The following is a 16,549-nucleotide window of genomic DNA, read 5'->3' on the forward strand; positions in this document are numbered from 1 at the left end:
GTAATTTTAACACGAAATAAACATTTAATTGTTACGTTTAAGCAATTAACCATTTTAACGACTATATGCGAATACCAAAAATTAAGATCCCCAAAAAATATTTAAAAATCGGAGCCTGGGTTTTAGGTGTTTTTTTAGTCGTTTGTATCGCTTTTGGCGCCGTAGCTTATAGTAAAAGGGAAGCCCTTCTTAAAAAAATGGTGGCCAAAGCAATTGCCAAGGCCGATAAAGATTACGGTCTTGAAGTTAAAATCGGCAATGCCGGATTTACTGGCCTCAGTACCGTTAAAATGACCAATATTTCTGTTGTTCCTAAAGAGCGGGATACCCTTTCTAACATTGGCGAACTGAGTGTAGGTGTAAAACTTCTTCCACTCATTTTTGGGAATGTAAAATTGTCGGAGGTAAAACTGAAAGAAGGTTTTGTAAGCGTAGTGCTTAAAGATTCGACCACCAACATCGATTTTATCTTAAAGAGAAAGAAAAAAGACAGCACCGAAAATAAAGGAAAAGTTAATTTATCAGAAATAGCCAGCAACATCCTGAACCAAGTTTTGTACAAAATCCCTGATGATATGGATGTGCAGAATATGATTTTTAAACTAAATGATCATGACACGGCTAAACTGAGCTTTGCCACCATGGCTACAATTGATGGTGGGGATTTAAAATCGGCCATAAATGTAAATAATGGCGAAGCTACCTGGCATGTAGATGGCCATGTAAATCCTGGCAGCAAAGAGTTACGCTTTACGGCTTATGCTGACGGTAAAAAACTCGAATTACCCTACCTGAATAATAAACTTCATGCAAAAATAAGTTTCGACACCTTACAAACGGAACTTAAAAACGCGAAATACAGTGGCGATAATTATAAAATATCGGGCTCCTGGTCGGTAAAAAATATGCTGATCAACCAACCGCGTATTGCTTCAAACGATATTATTGTCCAAAGTGCAAAACTGGATGCAGATATTCTGGTTGGTCAAAACTATATTGCTTTAGACAGCTCCTCAACAGCTTACCTAAAAAATGCACAAATCCATCCTTTTGTTAAATACACCCTAGGAAAAAACAAGATCTACGAATTAAAATTAAATGCAGAAGAACAGGATGCCCAAAGCATTTTAGATGCTTTTCCACAGGGCTTGTTTGAGTCGCTGGAAGGATTAAAAGTACAGGGTAAGGTTAAATATAACCTCAATTTTTACCTGGATACAAAAATACCCGATAGTGTCCGTTTTAATTCGACCCTAACACCGGTTAATTTTAAAATTGTACAGTGGGGCAAAACGAATCTGCAAAAAATTAACAATACGTTTGTTTACACACCTTATGAGTACGGCAAACCGATGCGCGATATCACCATTGGTCCATCGAATCCAAACTTTACGCCGCTTTCGGCCATTTCTAAAAACTTCATTAATGCTGTTTTAACGGCAGAAGATCCTTCGTTTTTTACGCACAATGGCTTCGTTGAAGAATCGATCCGAAAATCGATCGCCGTAAATTTTAAGGAAAAGAAATTTAAACGTGGCGGTAGTACCATCAGTATGCAGTTGGTTAAAAACGTTTATTTAAGCCGTCAGAAAACTTTGGCGCGTAAAGCAGAGGAGATTTTGATTGTTTGGCTTATTGAACATAATCACCTGATCAGTAAACAGCGGATGCTAGAGGTGTATTTCAATATCATGGAGTTAGGCCAGAATATTTATGGAATAGGAGAGGCCTCAAGATATTATTTTGGAAAGCAACCAGCCGATTTAACTATTGGCGATGGATTATTTTTGGCCAGTATTGTACCTAAGCCTAAAGCATCGATGTATAAATTTATGGCCGATGGCAGCTTGAAACCTTATATGTTCAACTACTTCAGGTTTATGGGGAATATTATGGCCAGAAAAGGTTTAACACCTGGCGATACCTCTGGTTATGGTTTTTATAATGTTCGTTTGAGAGAAGGACTGCGCCGTTACCTGGCACCTGATACGGCTGTGGTTGATACGTCTGCTTTCGACGATGATGGCGATGGTTTACCGGTTATAATTGTACACGATAAAAATAAAAGCTTCTTCGAACGATTATTTGGCGGCGGATCTAAAAAAGACACCACTACAAATAAACAAACGACCACACCTGCCGATACCGCTAAAACCAAAAAACAATTGAGGCAGGAGCGCAGGGAAGAACGGAGACGCCAGAAGGAACTGGAGAAAAGTCAGCAGTAGTAGATAGTTTTCAGTTGACAATTTACAGTTTGCAGTTGTAAGTTAAACTCAACAATTAACCAAAACAGTTTGCAATTGGCGGTTTACAGTTTTTCAGTTCTTAGTTAAATTCACAGTTAACCGAGTTAAACAATTAACCTACATCACTTTCCAACATTTAAACTATTTAACATCAAAATGCATAAAATAAAAGTAGAGGATAAAGAGTTCGAGATATTTTTAGAAAATGACACCTTAAATAAACGCATCCGTTTGATGGGCATTCAGATGAATGTTGATTATGAAGGCAAATGCCCCTTATTTATCGGCGTGCTGAATGGCAGCTTTTTATTTATGGCCGATTTAATTAAAGAAATCAACGTGCCCTGCGAAATTGCCTTTATGCGTGTGGCCTCTTATGAAGGTACATCAAGCTCCGGAAATGTAAAAGAACTGATCGGACTGCCTGAAAATATAGAGGGAAGAGATATCATCATTGTGGAAGACATTGTTGACACCGGCCTTACCTTAACCCAAATTTTAAAAACGATTAAAGAAAAAAATCCGGCATCGGTTAAAGTAAGTTCACTTTTGCTAAAACCAAGCGCCCTGAATTACAAAATTGAAGAGCTGGAATATGTTGGTTTTGAAATACCTAACGAGTTTGTAGTAGGTTATGGCTTAGATTATAATGGCCTTGGCCGAAACCTGACCGATATTTACAGGGCAACAGGCGCATAATTTTTAGATTGGATTAATTTATTTTTCGCACCTTTGCCCAATAATTTTTAACAAAATGACCATACATAAAGAAGGTTACACCACCATTGCCTTAAGCATACTGTTTATTTTCGTGATCAACGCGGTTGTTGATTATAAATATCACGACATTACCTGGTTGCGCTGGTTCATTTATATTTTTTCAGCTGCTTTATTCATTATTGTACTGCAGTTTTTCCGTAATCCGAGCCGTAGCTTCTCTTCAGGTGAAAACCTGGTCATTTGCCCTGCAGATGGTAAAGTCGTGGTAATCGAAGAAACAGAAGAAGGCGAATACTTTAAAGATAAACGTTTACAGGTATCTATTTTTATGTCGCCTGTTAATGTGCACATTAACCGTAACCCCATTTCAGGTGTAGTTAAATTTTTCAAATACCACCCAGGAAAATATCTTGCGGCTTGGAACCCTAAATCATCTACCGAAAACGAACGTACCACCACTGTTGTAGAGCATAAAAACGGTACGCCGGTATTATTCCGTCAAATTGCAGGTGCTTTGGCCCGCAGGATTGTATGGTATGTAAAAGAAGGTGATCAGGTGATACAAACAGAACAGTTCGGTTTTATCAAATTCGGATCGAGGGTAGATGTTTTTCTTCCCATAGGCACCAAAGTTAACGTAGAACTTAACCAGGTTGTAAAAGGCGGAATCACCACCTTGGCCACTTTAAGTTAAGGATATAATATTTCACAACAAAGCCGGTTTAGTTAATGCTAAACCGGCTTTTTGTTTTTCCATTGGATTAACGCGGTGTTCTTGAGGACACAGACCAAAGGAAATGAAAGGGATTTTGGAACACTAAAGAATCCATCTAAACCTGATAGCAACGGAAAGCCAGCATCCCGATTTTTAATCGGGAGAGGACTTGTAGTGGATAGCAGGAACACACGTTAATCATTGCGCAAGCCTTGCTTTCCAAAAAACGAAATAATTTTATCTGTTTATCATTGATGATTTACAAATCACTACATTGAATTGACGCAGAGGTCTATAGGTAAGAAAACCTGGGATTCAGAGACACAAACCACGGGAGCAGCGCTAATCCGTAGCATCATTACCGACTTCTTTTTCTGCTGCGTTGCCAAGTGGCCTGTCGCTGATTAAACGTTGTGTTGGGTAAGCAAAATCCGATTTATTACGAATCACGATATCCATAATCTCCAGGTTAATTTCCTGCCTGATTTTAAGGAATTCGGAATAATTAAGTACCGTTACAAAATAATTAACTTCAACATTCAAACCCGAATCGCCAAAGCTTTTAAAAGAGGCGTTTCCATCATTGCTGGTACCCTCGTGATTATTGATGTAACTTTCAATTTCGGTGATAATTTTTCTTAAAGAATCTGAACTGGTTTCGTACGTAAGTCCAATCACAAATGATACCTTACGCGAATTTCTCAAGGAAAGGTTTTCTAAAACACCGTCTATCATACCTCTATTGGGTAGGGTAGCCATGGTTTTTTCGGAAGTTCTGATCCTTGTGCTTCTGAAACCTACCTTTTCTACAGTGCCTTCCACACCGTCAACCTTCACCAGGTCGCCAACGGTAAAAGGTTTATCTAAAAAGATGGTGAATGAACCAATTAAGTTCTCTAAGCTCTCTTTAGCGGCCAAAGCAATGGCAATACCACCAATACCCAGTCCGGTAATCAGCGTCAATACATTAACCTCGAAAACAAAACCCAAAAGGGTAAAAAAACCAATAAAGATTACAAGCGTTTTAAACAGTTCTTTTAAAAAGGGTACCAATTGATCGTCGGCTTTATTTTCAGTAAGCGATGCCTTATATAACAAAACGTGGCTAATAAAGTCGATTATTCTTAAGATAATCCAAAAAACAGATAAAATGATCCCAAACAAAAATATCCGGTCAATACAATCCCCAATGGTTACCGGGATCAACTCTTTAACCTTACCGATTAATTTACTGTAATGGAATACTGCTACCTCTAACGGATGCTTTAACTGGTTGATAGAAAGGTAAAGCGTAGCTAACAGAATAAAAACCTCTATGGGCTTTACAAGTAGCGCAACAAAAGCATCGTTGTGTGATTGATTTGAAAAGTTTCTGAAAAGTTTAAACAACAACTTGCTTAAGAGCTTGGAAACAATATTTTTGAAAACTAAGCCAAAAAAGAGTATACCTCCGAAAAGGAAATAGGCTTTTATGGTATTACCCCAAAAAACTTGGTCGAAAAAAGCAGAATCTAACATTTAACAAAGGTATAAACAAAAAAACCTCCACGAAATTAATCGTGAAGGCTATATCTTATAATAAAGAATATTATTTTCTCAAAGATTTGATACGAGCAGCTTTACCAGTTAAAGCACGTAAATAGAACAATTTCGCTCTACGAACTTTACCATAGCTATTCACTTCTACTTTCTCAATGTTTGGAGAACTAAAAGGGAAAATACGCTCAACACCAACGCCGTTGCTCATTTTACGAACGGTAAAGGTTTCGTTAGCACCTGCACTGTTACGTTGTATTACAACACCTTGGTAAATTTGAACACGTTCTTTATTACCTTCGCGAATTTTATAGTGTACGCTCACTGTATCGCCAGACTTGAACGCAGGAAAATCTTTTTTCGCGATGGCCTGCTCTTCAACAAATTTTACTAAATCCATGATTTTAAGCTATTAAATCGATATTTCATCCCGTGAAAATCGGATTGCAATATTAGGGATTATTTTTGAGAAAAAAAAACCTATTTTAATTTTTTCCACATTCTTTATGAATTCCACATTCGATTGTGTTAATTGCTTCTATTCCAAAAGGTCAGGACGGCGGGTTTTAGTCCGTTCTAAGGCCTGTTCGTGTCTCCACTCGTTCACTTTTGCCTCGTGGCCACTTAATAAAACATCGGGCACTTTATGTCCGCGCCAATCTGCCGGACGGGTATAAACCGGTGCGTCAAGCAGTTCTCCCTGAAAACTATCAGATAGGGCAGAGGTTTCATCATTTAAAACACCAGGTATTAAGCGCACCACAGCATCTACCACAATTGCAGCAGGCAGCTCTCCTCCACTTAAAACATAATCGCCAACAGAGATCTCTCTTGTTACAAAAATATCACGTATACGCTGATCTATGCCTTTGTAATGGCCACACAAAATAATGATGTTCTTTTTAATAGAGAGTTCGTTGGCTGTGCTCTGGTTTAAAGTAACACCATCGGGACTCATGAAAATAATTTCATCGTACTCTCTTTCTGCCTGAAGTTTTTCAATGCAGGCTGCAAAAGGCTCGATACTCATTACCATACCGCTGCCTCCGCCATATTGGTAATCGTCTACACTTTTTTGTTTGTTAGTAGCATAATCCCTCAGGTTATGCACAACAATTTCGGCTATACCTTTTTTTTGTGCACGTTGCAAAATAGAATGAGCAAAAGGACTTTCTAATAAAGCGGGCAGAACTGTTATAATATCGAAACGCATGAGGCAAAGGTAAGTCTTTAGTCTGAAGTCTTTAGCCCGAAGTCGAATTTTGCTATGCTCAATATCAATTTTGGCCCTTATAGAAACTCATTTTGGTAAATATTAATCCAACGTATTAACCTTTACCAGATCGCTCGCCCACTGCAACGGCTTCCTACCGTTCCGTCCGTCAACAACACCGCTTACTTTCATCGTTTTCCGGTCATTGCTCAAGGTGTAATAGTTTGCATATTGCCTGCCTTTAAGATCATAAGTAGCATCGGTCCTTGCATCCGAAATATTTAGTACATACATGTTGCTGGATAAAATTTTAAATGTGCCACTATGCGTGATGATCTGTACACCACCTTCTTTGGCGATATTATAAAAACTTCCATCTGCTTTAAAAACGACTTTACAGCCCGGATTACTGGTATCGTTCCAGATGCCAACAAAAGGCTTGATTTCTTTTAAATTAGCTTGTTGTACGGTTTTACAGGAAAAGATAGTTAGTACTGCAAAGAAAATTACTGCAATTTTTGATATTCTTTTGAGCATGTTAAATTGATTAGAATGAAATCTAAATTAATAATTTTTCTTCTAAAAACATACACTGTTAATCACCTTCTTCTAGTTCAAATATTTCCTCAACAGGCTTATCAAAAACCAGGGCCTTTTTTTAGCGCCAATAAGGTTGATGGAATATACTTCCCTGATTCGATGGTTATTGATTGTCTGTCTTGAACCCGCATAAGGTCTGTAGTAAAATTTAACAATTAAAATTAGTGGGGGTGTAAATACCCTCCTGATTGCCAAACCACAAACCTAATACTACAAAATTAACAAGCCATTACCTTGTACTTGTTCCTACCGTGCGGACGCATCTTTTTGGGAATGGTTTTTCGGCGTCTTGCTAAGCTTGCTTTGAAAAACCACAACATTGAGTGAAGAATCCCGCTAATCCCAAGGGTCGGGTAAATCAATAAGGAAAATATTTTTAGTTTTCGAGATAAATGTCCAGCAAACCTTCAGGTAAATCGAGGGTGAGGATTTTTTCATTCTCGTCGTATTCTACAATAAAATCTTCATTTAGCGGGAACAGAATTTCAGTTTCTTTATAAATCACCGTAGCTACAAATTGCTGTGGATATTCGTTTACTTCCAAAATTTCGCCCAATTCGCCCAAAGTTTCATCTATAGCTAAATAACCTTTAAAGTCGGTATAGAAAAATTCTCCTTCTTCGCGTTCGGGCATTTTCGAAAGAGGCAGGTACAACTTCTTTTTTAATAGCGGTTGCACTTTATCAATATGATCGGCATCATCAAAGTTAAAGTAGCCTGTTTTATTGGATTGTAGCTTTGTTGAAGCTACAAAATACGGAACGAGTTTACCATTCATATCGGCAAAAACCACATCAAATTCGAGTTGTTCATATTCATCGAATTCGAAAAACACCTGAACTTCTCCCTTTAAACCCCTCGTTTTGGTAACGTAACCTATATAAAATGCTTCTTCGTGTTTCATACCCACCCCTAAATCCCCTAAAGGGGACTTATTAACACCCCCCTTTAGGGGCAGGGGGTATTAATAAAAAATAGCGTTCCGAATATCCGGAACGCTATTTTATGAGACAAAATAATTAAAATTATTCTGCGCCTTCTTCTTTAGTAGCTTCTGCTGCAGGAGCTTCTTCAGTTGCTTCAGCCTCAACAGCTGGCGCTTCTTCTTCAACAACCTCTTCTGCAACTGGTGCATTTTTAGCTGCGATAGCTGCTGCTTTATCTTCTTTTTTCTTAGCTTCTGCTGCTAATGCTGCTTTACGCGCATCTGCTTTAGAAGTAGCTAAACCTTCTGTTTTACCAGAAATTTTACCCGCTTTAGCATCTAACCAAGCTGTAAATTTTTCATCTGCCTGTTCTTGAGTTAAAGCTCCTTTTTTAACACCACCTTCTAAGTGTTTTTTGTATAAAACACCTTTGTAAGAAAGGATAGCACGAGCAGTATCAGTTGGCTGTGCACCACTGTTAACCCAAGCTAAAGTTTTTTCGAAGTTAATTTCGATGGTAGCAGGATTGGTATTTGGGTTGTAAGAACCTAAACGCTCAATAAATTTACCATCACGTGGAGAGCGAGAATCTGCTACCACAACGTGGAAAAAAGGTTTACCTTTTTTCCCGAATCTTTGCAATCTGATTTTAGTTGCCATTTTCTTTTGTATTTATGTATTCAACATAGTTCCCGGAGCTGCATGCTGCGGGGCTGCAAAGATAACTAAAATACTGGAAATTAAAAACATAGTTTAATTTCTTTGTTTTCAGGATATTTGCGCCAAAATATTTGCAGATACAAATGGAAAGAATTGCGATTGATATGGACGAGGTGATTGCCGATGCCGTTGGAAAATTTATTAAACTGTATAACCGTGATTTAAATGTTCCGCTTGATTTAAAGATTGATGCCGGAAACGAAATTTATCACCATGTGCCCCAGGAGGCAAACCAAAAATGGTTCGAATATATAAATGAGCCCGGTTTTTTCCGCGATCTTAAAGTTATTGCAGATAGCCAACGGGTAATTAAAGCTTTACAGGAAAAATATGATGTGTATATTGTTTCAGCGGCGATGGAATTCCGTAATTCATTAGTTGATAAGTACGACTGGTTGGCCGAACATTTTTCTTTCATCGATTGGCAGCACATCATGTTCTGTGGAAATAAAATTGTAAACGTCGACATCATTATCGACGACCGCACCAAAAACTTTATAAATTTTACAGGTCGGCCGCTGTTGTTTACTTCGCCACATAATTTACTGGTAACTGAATACGAACGCGTAAATAACTGGGAAGAGGTCGCGGGTTTGTTATTATAAATCTACATCAAGGCATTTCAACCTCAATGGAGCGTTCAACTAATGTTCATAATAGATTTCATTTTAATTGCATAAAAATAACGATGCAAGTATAGTGGTTTAATCCATCTATGCATTCATTTCCTAAAAGTTAAAGTTGTCAATCAATATATTTCCTTTGATTAATTTTTGGGCATAAATTTTTTGGGCATAGCTTAAGAGCAATCGTTGCTAATCTTTCCTCTTTCGAAAAAATGTAACATTTTTTTAAAATTTTGTTCTAATGATAAAAAACTGAAACTATGTTAGTAACCACAACGCCTACGGTTGAGGGCAGAAAAATTATAAAGTATATTGGTTTAGTAACCGGAGAAACCATTATTGGTGCAAATATTTTTAAGGATTTATTTGCAGGCATAACAGATATAGTAGGGGGCAGATCGAGTTCTTACGAACGCGTTTTAAGAGAGGGTAAAGATACTGCAGTTAACGAAATGCAGCAGTACGCAGCCGCATTAGGCGCAAACGCAATTGTTGGTGTAGATTTAGATTATGAAACTGTGGGCAGCGGAGGCAGCATGCTCATGGTAAGCGCCAATGGTACTGCTGTAATTTTAGCAGATTAAGAAATTGCTTATTGCGAAAACTAAGCAAAAACAAGAAAGTCTTTCCGGTGCGGGAAAGACTTTTCTTTTTATATGCTGTTTCTGTTTTAAAACGAAAGTATATCAATAAGTTTAAGCCACTTGGCACTCACTTTTTCTGCATTAATGTGTTTAATGGCATGATCGAAAGGGGTAAAAATAATTTCGCGGTTTACCTGCCCGGCCATTACGCCGCTTTCGCCACTAATTAAACCCTCTACAGCAGCAACACCTAAGCGACTTGCCAATACACGGTCCATACAAGTTGGTTTACCTCCCCGCTGAATGTGGCCTAAAACTGAAACCTTTGTATCGTAGTGCGGGTATTTTTCCTGCAAAATTTCGCCAACCTTAAATGCACCTCCTGTATCATCACCTTCTGCAACAATAATAATTTTTGAGGCTTTATCTTTACGGCTATGCTCTAATTTATGTAGAATGTCATCGGCGTTCATGTTTGCCTCTGGAATCATGATGGCCTCAGCACCTACGCCTATTCCACTTCTTAAAGCAATTAATCCGGAGTCACGACCCATCACTTCCACAATAAAAAGCCTGTCATGCGATTCGGCCGTATCCCTGATCCTGTCTACCGCATCAATAACAGTGTTGATAGCAGAATCATAACCGATAGTAAAATCGGTACCTGCCAAATCATTATCAATTGTTCCTGGTAAACCTACAATCGGGAAATCGAACTCTTTAGAAAAAATATTGGCACCTGTAAATGTTCCGTCACCACCAATTACCACTAAAGCATCAATGCCTTTAGCTTTCAGGTTTTCATAAGCTTGTTTTCTGCCCTCAACGGTTCTAAAAGCTTCACTGCGTGCGGTTTTTAAAATGGTTCCTCCGCGCTGGATAATATTTGCTACAGATTTGCGGTCCATAGGGATAAAATCATTGTTGATCAGCCCTTCGTAGCCACGGATAAAACCAGTTACTTCAATGTCATAGTAAATAGAGCCTCTTACTACGGCCCTAATTGCAGCGTTCATCCCTGGCGAATCGCCGCCAGAGGTTAAAACACCAATTTTTTTAATCTTATTCATTTGTTTATTTCTTGGCAAATCCTGATAATCCATTATCCAGATATTGCAAATATTTATCTATATCAAATTCTACTCCAATAGGAGGAGAAACTAATTCTTTTTCATCAGTCCCCAAAAGTACATAATATGGTTGCGAAATAGTATTAAATCTTTCGGCCTGCAAATGTTTGAATTTTTTACCAACGGTATTCACTTTTGTGCCTAAAATTTTAGAGTCAAATTGTTCTGCTTCAGGTAAACTGGTTTTATCATCCGTATAAAGCGATACCACCACATAATCTTCTTTCAATTTTTTAAGCACTCTTGGGTCAGACCAAACCCTGGCTTCCATTTCGCGGCAATTTACACAACCATGTCCGGTAAAATCGAGAAATAACGGTTTTTTTACTTCTTTGGCATAAGCTAATGCTTCCTGATAATCAAAAAAACCATCAATATTATGCGGAATGTGCAGGAATTCAGCATATTTACGTTTAGCATGGCTAGTTGCTGCCGTTTGGTTTGATCCGCCACCACTATCTTGTCCGATTACAAAATCCTGGGTAGATAGCGGGGGGACCAGTGCACTTACAGCTTTTAAAGGTGCTCCCCATAAACCTGGGATGAGATAAATGGCAAACACAAAAGTTGCTGTTGCAATAAATAATCTTGGCACAGAAATATAAGGGAGGTCGCTATCATGAGAAAACTTAATTTTTCCCAATAAATAAACACCCAAAATTAAGGCCAGTACAATCCATATCGCCAGGAATATCTCCCGGTCCAATATTCCCCAGTGATAGGCCAGATCGGCTGTTGAAAGAAATTTTAATGATAAACCCAACTCTAGGAACCCCAGAAAAACTTTAATTGAGTTTAACCAACCGCCTGATTTTGGTAGTCCCGTCATTAAACTTGGGAAAATAGCAAACATGGTAAAAATTAACGCCAATGATAGCGAAAAGCCGAACATGACGATAACTGGTGTTAACAGATCGGTATTAATGGCGACCAAAGATGTTCCAATTAATGGCCCTGTACAAGAAAAGGAAACAACTGCCAGGGTTGCAGCCATAAAAAAGATTCCGCTTAAACCTTTAGCATCCGATTTTGCATCGAGTTTATTTACAAACGAACTTGGTAGCGTGATTTCGAAAGCGCCTAGAAACGATACGCCAAAAACAATTAGGATAAGAAAGATGAAAATATTAAAAAATCCATCGGTCGATATTTCATTTAATGCACTGGCGCCCCAGATCAAGGTAATAATTACGCCTAAACCCACATAAATTACAATAATCGATAAACCATAAATAATAGCACTCCTGATTCCTTTTGCCCTGCTTTCGGCTCTTTTGGTAAAGAAACCGACAGTAAGCGGAACCATCGGAAAAATACATGGAAGAAAAAAAGCAGCAATACCGGCCAAAAGGCCCAAACCAAAGGTTACCCAAAGTGATTGTTTTGGAGCATCTTTTCCAGTTACCGTAGTTTTTCCTGCCTTAACCGCATCTTTTTTAAGGGTATCTTTTTCCGTTTTTACCTGCATATTGGCAGCACTATCCTGTGCTGAACCAACCTCGGTAAAAACAATATCATCAGGAGGAGCGGTTGCTGTGGTATCTTGTGTTACGAGGGCGTAACTCTTAATGGCTGGCAATGCAATAAACATTGTAGCCATTAACAACAATAATAAAACCTTTTTCATTTGTGTGTTTTGTGTGTGTATTTTGAATCCGTGAAATTAAGAATAATTTTAGAAACCATTTTTTTTAAACCACAACACCTTGTAGATTTTACTTTAAAAAGAAACAGTCCCGAAAACCCGGGACTGTTTGCAAATATTTTGATGTCAACTATTTAACCGGAATACTGAACTCAACTTCTTCTGGCGGAAGACATTGTTTATCGTTACAAACCATAAACTCTACCACGCCTTTAACAACTGTAGTTGCTTTGTTTAGCTTAATTTTTTGTTGAAAAATTACCGCTTTTTCAAAATAACTTACATTCATTTTAAAAGTGCTTTCATATTTAACAATAGCTTTAGGCTCAATTGTTTTAGCTACAAGGCTGAAATCTTTAGAAGGGGTAAAAGTAAAAGTAGTTTTTACCGGCCCTCCGTCTTTCACATTCTGAGAATAAATATGCCATCTGTCATCAATTGTTGCTTTTAAATAAATTATAGCTTCAGTTTTACTTACTTTTTTTGCAGAGTAAGCCCACGTTACCGGTTTTTCAATTTGAGCGAATGCGCCAGCAATGGTAAAAAGTACCATCGAAAGCACCAGGGTGATTTTTTTCATTTGTGTTTATTTTGTGTGTGTAAATTCAATTTCTTTAAAGTTAAAAATTTTTAAACCTTTTTCTGTATCAACGTTTAGTCTACCGTTATCTTCAACTCCTTTAATGATTCCTTCAAAAACCTCGCCGTTATGTTTATATAACGCAGAAACCTGATAGTTATACAGCCTCGCAAGGTAATCATTTTGTAAAATACTGTATTTCCCTTCCCTCAAAATTAAGTAGTATTTTTCCATAAAAATGAATATTTTATCCATAATATCCATTAAAGGTACATCTCTTTGTAAAATTCGAATGATGGAAGTGGCTCGCTCGCTTATGCTTTCAGAAAATTCTGATTGATTTACATTTAAGCCAATGCCAACTACTGATGATTTAAAAGAACTGCCTGTCAGTGTATTTTCGATTAATATCCCGCCTAATTTCTTATTATGGTAATACATATCATTGGGCCATTTTACTTTTATTCCCTCCGGCACAAAATAAGCTAAGGCATCACTAACAGCCAAACTAACGGCAATATTTAAATAAAACTGCTTATCAAGTGGCAAAAAAGAAGGCTTTAAATAAATACTTGTACTAATATTTTTACCCGCCTGGGTTTGCCAAACGCTTTCCTGCTGTCCTCTTCCGGCAAACTGATTGTCTGCCATAATTACAGTCCCTTCAGCTAATGGCTCGGATTTTGACACCAAGTTTTTTAGAAAGTTATTCGTAGAATCAACTTCTTTTAATTTGATTAAATTTTGACCAACAAATAGTGTCGAAAAAGTGTTATTTTGCAAGTGTTGAATTTATAATATTGTAATTCCAAAATTAAAGCATTTTAATGGTAAAAAAGAAAATAGTAGCCCTTTCTACATACCTTTCAGAGTTAGCCGTTCACGGCATACAGGAAAAAAAAGGAGAAGATATAGTGCGGTTAGATCTTAGAAATATTCATACTTCAGTCGCTGATTATTTTATTATAGCAAGTGCCAACTCCGGTACTCAGGTAAAAGCTATTGCCGATAGTGTAGAAAAAGAAATATATAAAGCCACTCAGGCCGATCCGAGACATAAGGAAGGTTTCGAATCAGCAGATTGGATTATTCTTGATTATTTCGATGTGGTTGTGCACATTTTTAAAACAGAAAAGCGCCACTTTTATGGCATAGAAGAACTTTGGGGAGATGCAGAAAGCACAAATTATCAAAGCGCATAACCTAATAGAACCATTTTGACAAAGACAAATGAACGATAATCAAAACACCAACGAAAAACAGGGGAGAAGAATTCCAAACATCCCTAAAAAACCACAAAAAGGATCGAAATTTAATATTTTCTGGGTGTATGCGGCCATTATCATAGCCATTATTGCAGCACAGTTTTTATTTACTACGGACGGAGGTAAGGAAGTAACTTACCAAAAGTTTGAGCAACAGATGTTACTTAAAGGTGACGTGCAGAAGGTTGTTGCCTATAAATCCGACGATTTAGTCCGCGTAGAGGTATACATCAAAAAAGATAGTTTAAAAAAACCAATATACGATGGATACAAAAGCACTAGCACATTTAGTGTAAATAATGCAGCCAGTCCTGTTGTATTTTTCAATGCCGGCACGATGGACGGGCTTGATAAACAACTTGCCGATTCGCAAAAAGATCTTCCTGCTAACCAACCTAGGATATTGGCTGAAAAAACCAGCCGCAGCAATCCATTAGCAAGCTGGTTTTTAAGCATCATTTTACCCGTATTGCTTTTAATCGGTTTTTGGATTTTTATGATGCGCAGAATGGGCGGTGGTGCTGGCGGCGGCGGTCAGATTTTCAGTATCGGAAAATCAAAAGCTACTTTATTTGATAAAGAAAGCCAGGTAAATATTACTTTCAACGATGTTGCCGGTTTAGAAGAAGCAAAAACAGAGGTAATGGAAATTGTAGATTTCCTTAAAAATCCTAAGAAATATACCGATCTGGGTGGAAAAATCCCGAAAGGTGCTTTATTGGTAGGCTCACCGGGTACTGGTAAAACCTTATTGGCTAAAGCAGTTGCAGGCGAGGCTCAGGTTCCGTTCTTCTCTCTGTCAGGATCTGATTTCGTAGAGATGTTTGTTGGAGTAGGTGCATCTCGTGTTCGCGACTTGTTTAAACAAGCGAAAGATAAATCTCCTTGTATTATCTTTATTGATGAGATTGATGCCATTGGCCGTGCCCGTGGTAAAAACGGTGTAATGGGCGGAAATGATGAGCGTGAAAATACCTTAAATCAACTTTTGGTTGAAATGGATGGCTTTGGTACCAATACACATGTTATCATTTTGGCTGCAACCAACCGTGCGGATGTTTTAGATAAAGCCTTATTAAGAGCGGGTAGGTTCGACAGACAGATTTATGTTGATTTACCGGATGTTATCGAGCGTAAACAAATTTTTGAAGTCCACATTACTCCACTTAAAAAATCAGAAGAGCTTGATACAGAATTTTTAGCTAAACAAACGCCAGGATTCTCAGGCGCAGATATTGCAAATGTTTGTAACGAAGCCGCATTAATTGCTGCCCGTAAAAATAAATCAGCTGTAGATAAACAGGATTTCTTAGATGCGGTTGACCGTATTGTAGGTGGTTTAGAAAAGAAAAACAAAATCATCACACCAAGTGAAAAACGTGCTATTGCTATTCATGAGGCTGGCCATGCTACTGTAAGCTGGTTGTTAGAACACGCAGCGCCATTGGTTAAAGTTACCATTGTTCCACGTGGACAAAGTTTAGGTGCAGCCTGGTATTTACCAGAAGAACGTTTAATTGTTCGTCCACACCAGATGCTTGATGAAATGTGTGCAACAATGGGCGGTAGGGCCGCTGAAAAAGTGATGTTCGATACCATTTCTACAGGTGCCCTGAGCGATTTAGAAAAAGTAAATAAACAAGCTAGGGCAATGGTTACCATTTATGGCTTGAACGAAAAGTTAGGAAATATTACTTATTATGATTCTTCTGGTCAGAACGAGTATAACTTCTCTAAACCATATTCAGAGGATACCGCTTTAACTATCGATAAAGAAATTTCAGCGTTAATTGAAGGTCAATATCAAAGAGCCATCCAGTTATTGGAAGAAAATAAAGATAAATTGATCCAGTTAGCCGATATTTTAATCGAAAAAGAAGTTTTATTTAAAGACGATTTAGAAGTGATTTTCGGAAAACGTTTATTCGAAAACCAAGGTGAAAGTGGTACACCCGGACATATTACTCCGGTTGAGGCATAAATAAATAATTTCTATTATTACATTTGCTACCCTAATTTAATCATTAGGGTAGCTTTTTT

Annotated in this window: 17 protein-coding genes; 7 read left to right on the forward strand and 10 right to left on the reverse strand. The window is 37.8% G+C overall.

Annotated features, from left to right (window positions below):
- The first annotated feature begins 65 nt into the window (after positions 1-65).
- The 3 genes from FFJ24_RS21735 to FFJ24_RS21745 all read left to right on the forward strand — a co-directional run bounded on the left by FFJ24_RS21735 (position 66) and on the right by FFJ24_RS21745 (position 3,663).
- Positions 66-2,228: a transglycosylase domain-containing protein gene (locus FFJ24_RS21735; RefSeq protein ID WP_138819244.1), complete on the forward strand. Its 2,163-nt coding sequence runs from the start codon at positions 66-68 to the stop codon at positions 2,226-2,228.
- A 177-nt stretch (positions 2,229-2,405) separates the two neighbouring features.
- Positions 2,406-2,948, forward strand: coding sequence for a hypoxanthine phosphoribosyltransferase (gene hpt / locus FFJ24_RS21740; RefSeq protein ID WP_138819245.1), 543 nt, complete (start codon positions 2,406-2,408; stop codon positions 2,946-2,948).
- Positions 2,949-3,003: 55 nt separating this feature from the next.
- Positions 3,004-3,663, forward strand: coding sequence for a phosphatidylserine decarboxylase family protein (locus tag FFJ24_RS21745; protein WP_138819246.1), 660 nt, complete (start codon positions 3,004-3,006; stop codon positions 3,661-3,663).
- Positions 3,664-4,026: 363 nt separating this feature from the next.
- Here the strand turns inward: FFJ24_RS21745 and FFJ24_RS21750 are convergent, their stop codons facing one another.
- The 6 genes from FFJ24_RS21750 to FFJ24_RS21775 all read right to left on the reverse strand — a co-directional run bounded on the left by FFJ24_RS21750 (position 4,027) and on the right by FFJ24_RS21775 (position 8,619).
- Complete coding sequence (locus FFJ24_RS21750) at positions 4,027-5,202, reverse strand: mechanosensitive ion channel family protein (RefSeq protein ID WP_138819247.1); 1,176 nt, start codon at positions 5,200-5,202, stop codon at positions 4,027-4,029.
- A 70-nt stretch (positions 5,203-5,272) separates the two neighbouring features.
- Complete coding sequence (gene rplS, locus FFJ24_RS21755; RefSeq protein ID WP_057930964.1) at positions 5,273-5,620, reverse strand: 50S ribosomal protein L19; 348 nt, start codon at positions 5,618-5,620, stop codon at positions 5,273-5,275.
- 138 nt (positions 5,621-5,758) lie between these two features.
- Positions 5,759-6,433: a tRNA (guanosine(37)-N1)-methyltransferase TrmD gene (trmD, locus tag FFJ24_RS21760; protein ID WP_056850557.1), complete on the reverse strand. Its 675-nt coding sequence runs from the start codon at positions 6,431-6,433 to the stop codon at positions 5,759-5,761.
- A 102-nt stretch (positions 6,434-6,535) separates the two neighbouring features.
- Positions 6,536-6,970 (reverse strand): hypothetical protein, encoded by a 435-nt coding sequence (locus FFJ24_RS21765; RefSeq protein WP_138819248.1) that lies wholly within the window; start codon positions 6,968-6,970, stop codon positions 6,536-6,538.
- Positions 6,971-7,409: 439 nt separating this feature from the next.
- Positions 7,410-7,937 carry a ribosome maturation factor RimM gene (gene rimM / locus FFJ24_RS21770; RefSeq protein ID WP_138819249.1) on the reverse strand — a complete coding sequence of 176 codons (528 nt, stop codon included), beginning with the start codon at positions 7,935-7,937 and terminating at the stop codon, positions 7,410-7,412.
- A gap of 121 nt (positions 7,938-8,058) precedes the next feature.
- Complete coding sequence (locus FFJ24_RS21775) at positions 8,059-8,619, reverse strand: 30S ribosomal protein S16 (RefSeq protein WP_138819250.1); 561 nt, start codon at positions 8,617-8,619, stop codon at positions 8,059-8,061.
- Between the two features lie 143 nt (positions 8,620-8,762).
- Here FFJ24_RS21775 and FFJ24_RS21780 point away from each other — a divergent pair, with 143 nt between their 5' ends.
- Both FFJ24_RS21780 and FFJ24_RS21785 read left to right on the forward strand, forming a co-directional pair.
- Positions 8,763-9,284 (forward strand): 5'(3')-deoxyribonucleotidase, encoded by a 522-nt coding sequence (locus FFJ24_RS21780; protein WP_168202529.1) that lies wholly within the window; start codon positions 8,763-8,765, stop codon positions 9,282-9,284.
- Positions 9,285-9,565: 281 nt separating this feature from the next.
- A complete protein-coding gene (locus FFJ24_RS21785) occupies positions 9,566-9,889 on the forward strand; it encodes a heavy metal-binding domain-containing protein (RefSeq protein WP_090497467.1) in 324 nt (107 codons plus the stop codon).
- Between the two features lie 86 nt (positions 9,890-9,975).
- On the opposite strand, the gene pfkA is transcribed toward FFJ24_RS21785, so the two are convergent.
- The 4 genes from pfkA to FFJ24_RS21805 form a co-directional block, all read right to left on the reverse strand.
- On the reverse strand, positions 9,976-10,959 hold the full coding sequence (pfkA, locus tag FFJ24_RS21790; RefSeq protein WP_138819251.1) for a 6-phosphofructokinase: 984 nt from the start codon (positions 10,957-10,959) through the stop codon (positions 9,976-9,978).
- Positions 10,960-10,963: 4 nt separating this feature from the next.
- Positions 10,964-12,646 carry a protein-disulfide reductase DsbD gene (locus FFJ24_RS21795; RefSeq protein ID WP_138819252.1) on the reverse strand — a complete coding sequence of 561 codons (1,683 nt, stop codon included), beginning with the start codon at positions 12,644-12,646 and terminating at the stop codon, positions 10,964-10,966.
- 148 nt (positions 12,647-12,794) lie between these two features.
- On the reverse strand, positions 12,795-13,244 hold the full coding sequence (locus FFJ24_RS21800; RefSeq protein ID WP_138819253.1) for a protein-disulfide reductase DsbD domain-containing protein: 450 nt from the start codon (positions 13,242-13,244) through the stop codon (positions 12,795-12,797).
- A gap of 6 nt (positions 13,245-13,250) precedes the next feature.
- Positions 13,251-14,027, reverse strand: coding sequence for a biotin--[acetyl-CoA-carboxylase] ligase (locus tag FFJ24_RS21805; protein ID WP_138819254.1), 777 nt, complete (start codon positions 14,025-14,027; stop codon positions 13,251-13,253).
- A gap of 44 nt (positions 14,028-14,071) precedes the next feature.
- Here FFJ24_RS21805 and rsfS point away from each other — a divergent pair, with 44 nt between their 5' ends.
- Both rsfS and ftsH read left to right on the forward strand, forming a co-directional pair.
- A complete protein-coding gene (gene rsfS / locus FFJ24_RS21810; protein WP_057930976.1) occupies positions 14,072-14,446 on the forward strand; it encodes a ribosome silencing factor in 375 nt (124 codons plus the stop codon).
- A gap of 28 nt (positions 14,447-14,474) precedes the next feature.
- Entirely contained in the window at positions 14,475-16,490 is a 2,016-nt protein-coding gene (gene ftsH, locus FFJ24_RS21815; RefSeq protein WP_138819255.1) for an ATP-dependent zinc metalloprotease FtsH, read from the forward strand.
- Positions 16,491-16,549 lie beyond the last annotated feature (59 nt).

Source organism: Pedobacter sp. KBS0701 (assembly GCF_005938645.2).
In the GTDB taxonomy this organism is placed as follows: Bacteria; Bacteroidota; Bacteroidia; order Sphingobacteriales; family Sphingobacteriaceae; genus Pedobacter.

Excerpts from the sequence above, each read along its gene's own strand:
- rplS (WP_057930964.1), bottom strand. The coding sequence starts at position 5,620 with ATGGATTTAGTAAAATTTGTTGAAGAGCAGGCCATCGCGAAAAAAGAT.
- FFJ24_RS21785 (WP_090497467.1), top strand. The coding sequence starts at position 9,566 with ATGTTAGTAACCACAACGCCTACGGTTGAGGGCAGAAAAATTATAAAG.
- hpt (WP_138819245.1), top strand. The coding sequence starts at position 2,406 with ATGCATAAAATAAAAGTAGAGGATAAAGAGTTCGAGATATTTTTAGAA.
- FFJ24_RS21780 (WP_168202529.1), top strand. The coding sequence starts at position 8,763 with ATGGAAAGAATTGCGATTGATATGGACGAGGTGATTGCCGATGCCGTT.
- FFJ24_RS21750 (WP_138819247.1), bottom strand. The coding sequence starts at position 5,202 with ATGTTAGATTCTGCTTTTTTCGACCAAGTTTTTTGGGGTAATACCATA.
- FFJ24_RS21735 (WP_138819244.1), top strand. The coding sequence starts at position 66 with ATGCGAATACCAAAAATTAAGATCCCCAAAAAATATTTAAAAATCGGA.
- FFJ24_RS21800 (WP_138819253.1), bottom strand. The coding sequence starts at position 13,244 with ATGAAAAAAATCACCCTGGTGCTTTCGATGGTACTTTTTACCATTGCT.
- pfkA (WP_138819251.1), bottom strand. The coding sequence starts at position 10,959 with ATGAATAAGATTAAAAAAATTGGTGTTTTAACCTCTGGCGGCGATTCG.
- trmD (WP_056850557.1), bottom strand. The coding sequence starts at position 6,433 with ATGCGTTTCGATATTATAACAGTTCTGCCCGCTTTATTAGAAAGTCCT.
- rsfS (WP_057930976.1), top strand. The coding sequence starts at position 14,072 with ATGGTAAAAAAGAAAATAGTAGCCCTTTCTACATACCTTTCAGAGTTA.
- FFJ24_RS21765 (WP_138819248.1), bottom strand. The coding sequence starts at position 6,970 with ATGCTCAAAAGAATATCAAAAATTGCAGTAATTTTCTTTGCAGTACTA.
- rimM (WP_138819249.1), bottom strand. The coding sequence starts at position 7,937 with ATGAAACACGAAGAAGCATTTTATATAGGTTACGTTACCAAAACGAGG.
- ftsH (WP_138819255.1), top strand. The coding sequence starts at position 14,475 with ATGAACGATAATCAAAACACCAACGAAAAACAGGGGAGAAGAATTCCA.
- FFJ24_RS21745 (WP_138819246.1), top strand. The coding sequence starts at position 3,004 with ATGACCATACATAAAGAAGGTTACACCACCATTGCCTTAAGCATACTG.
- FFJ24_RS21795 (WP_138819252.1), bottom strand. The coding sequence starts at position 12,646 with ATGAAAAAGGTTTTATTATTGTTGTTAATGGCTACAATGTTTATTGCA.
- FFJ24_RS21775 (WP_138819250.1), bottom strand. The coding sequence starts at position 8,619 with ATGGCAACTAAAATCAGATTGCAAAGATTCGGGAAAAAAGGTAAACCT.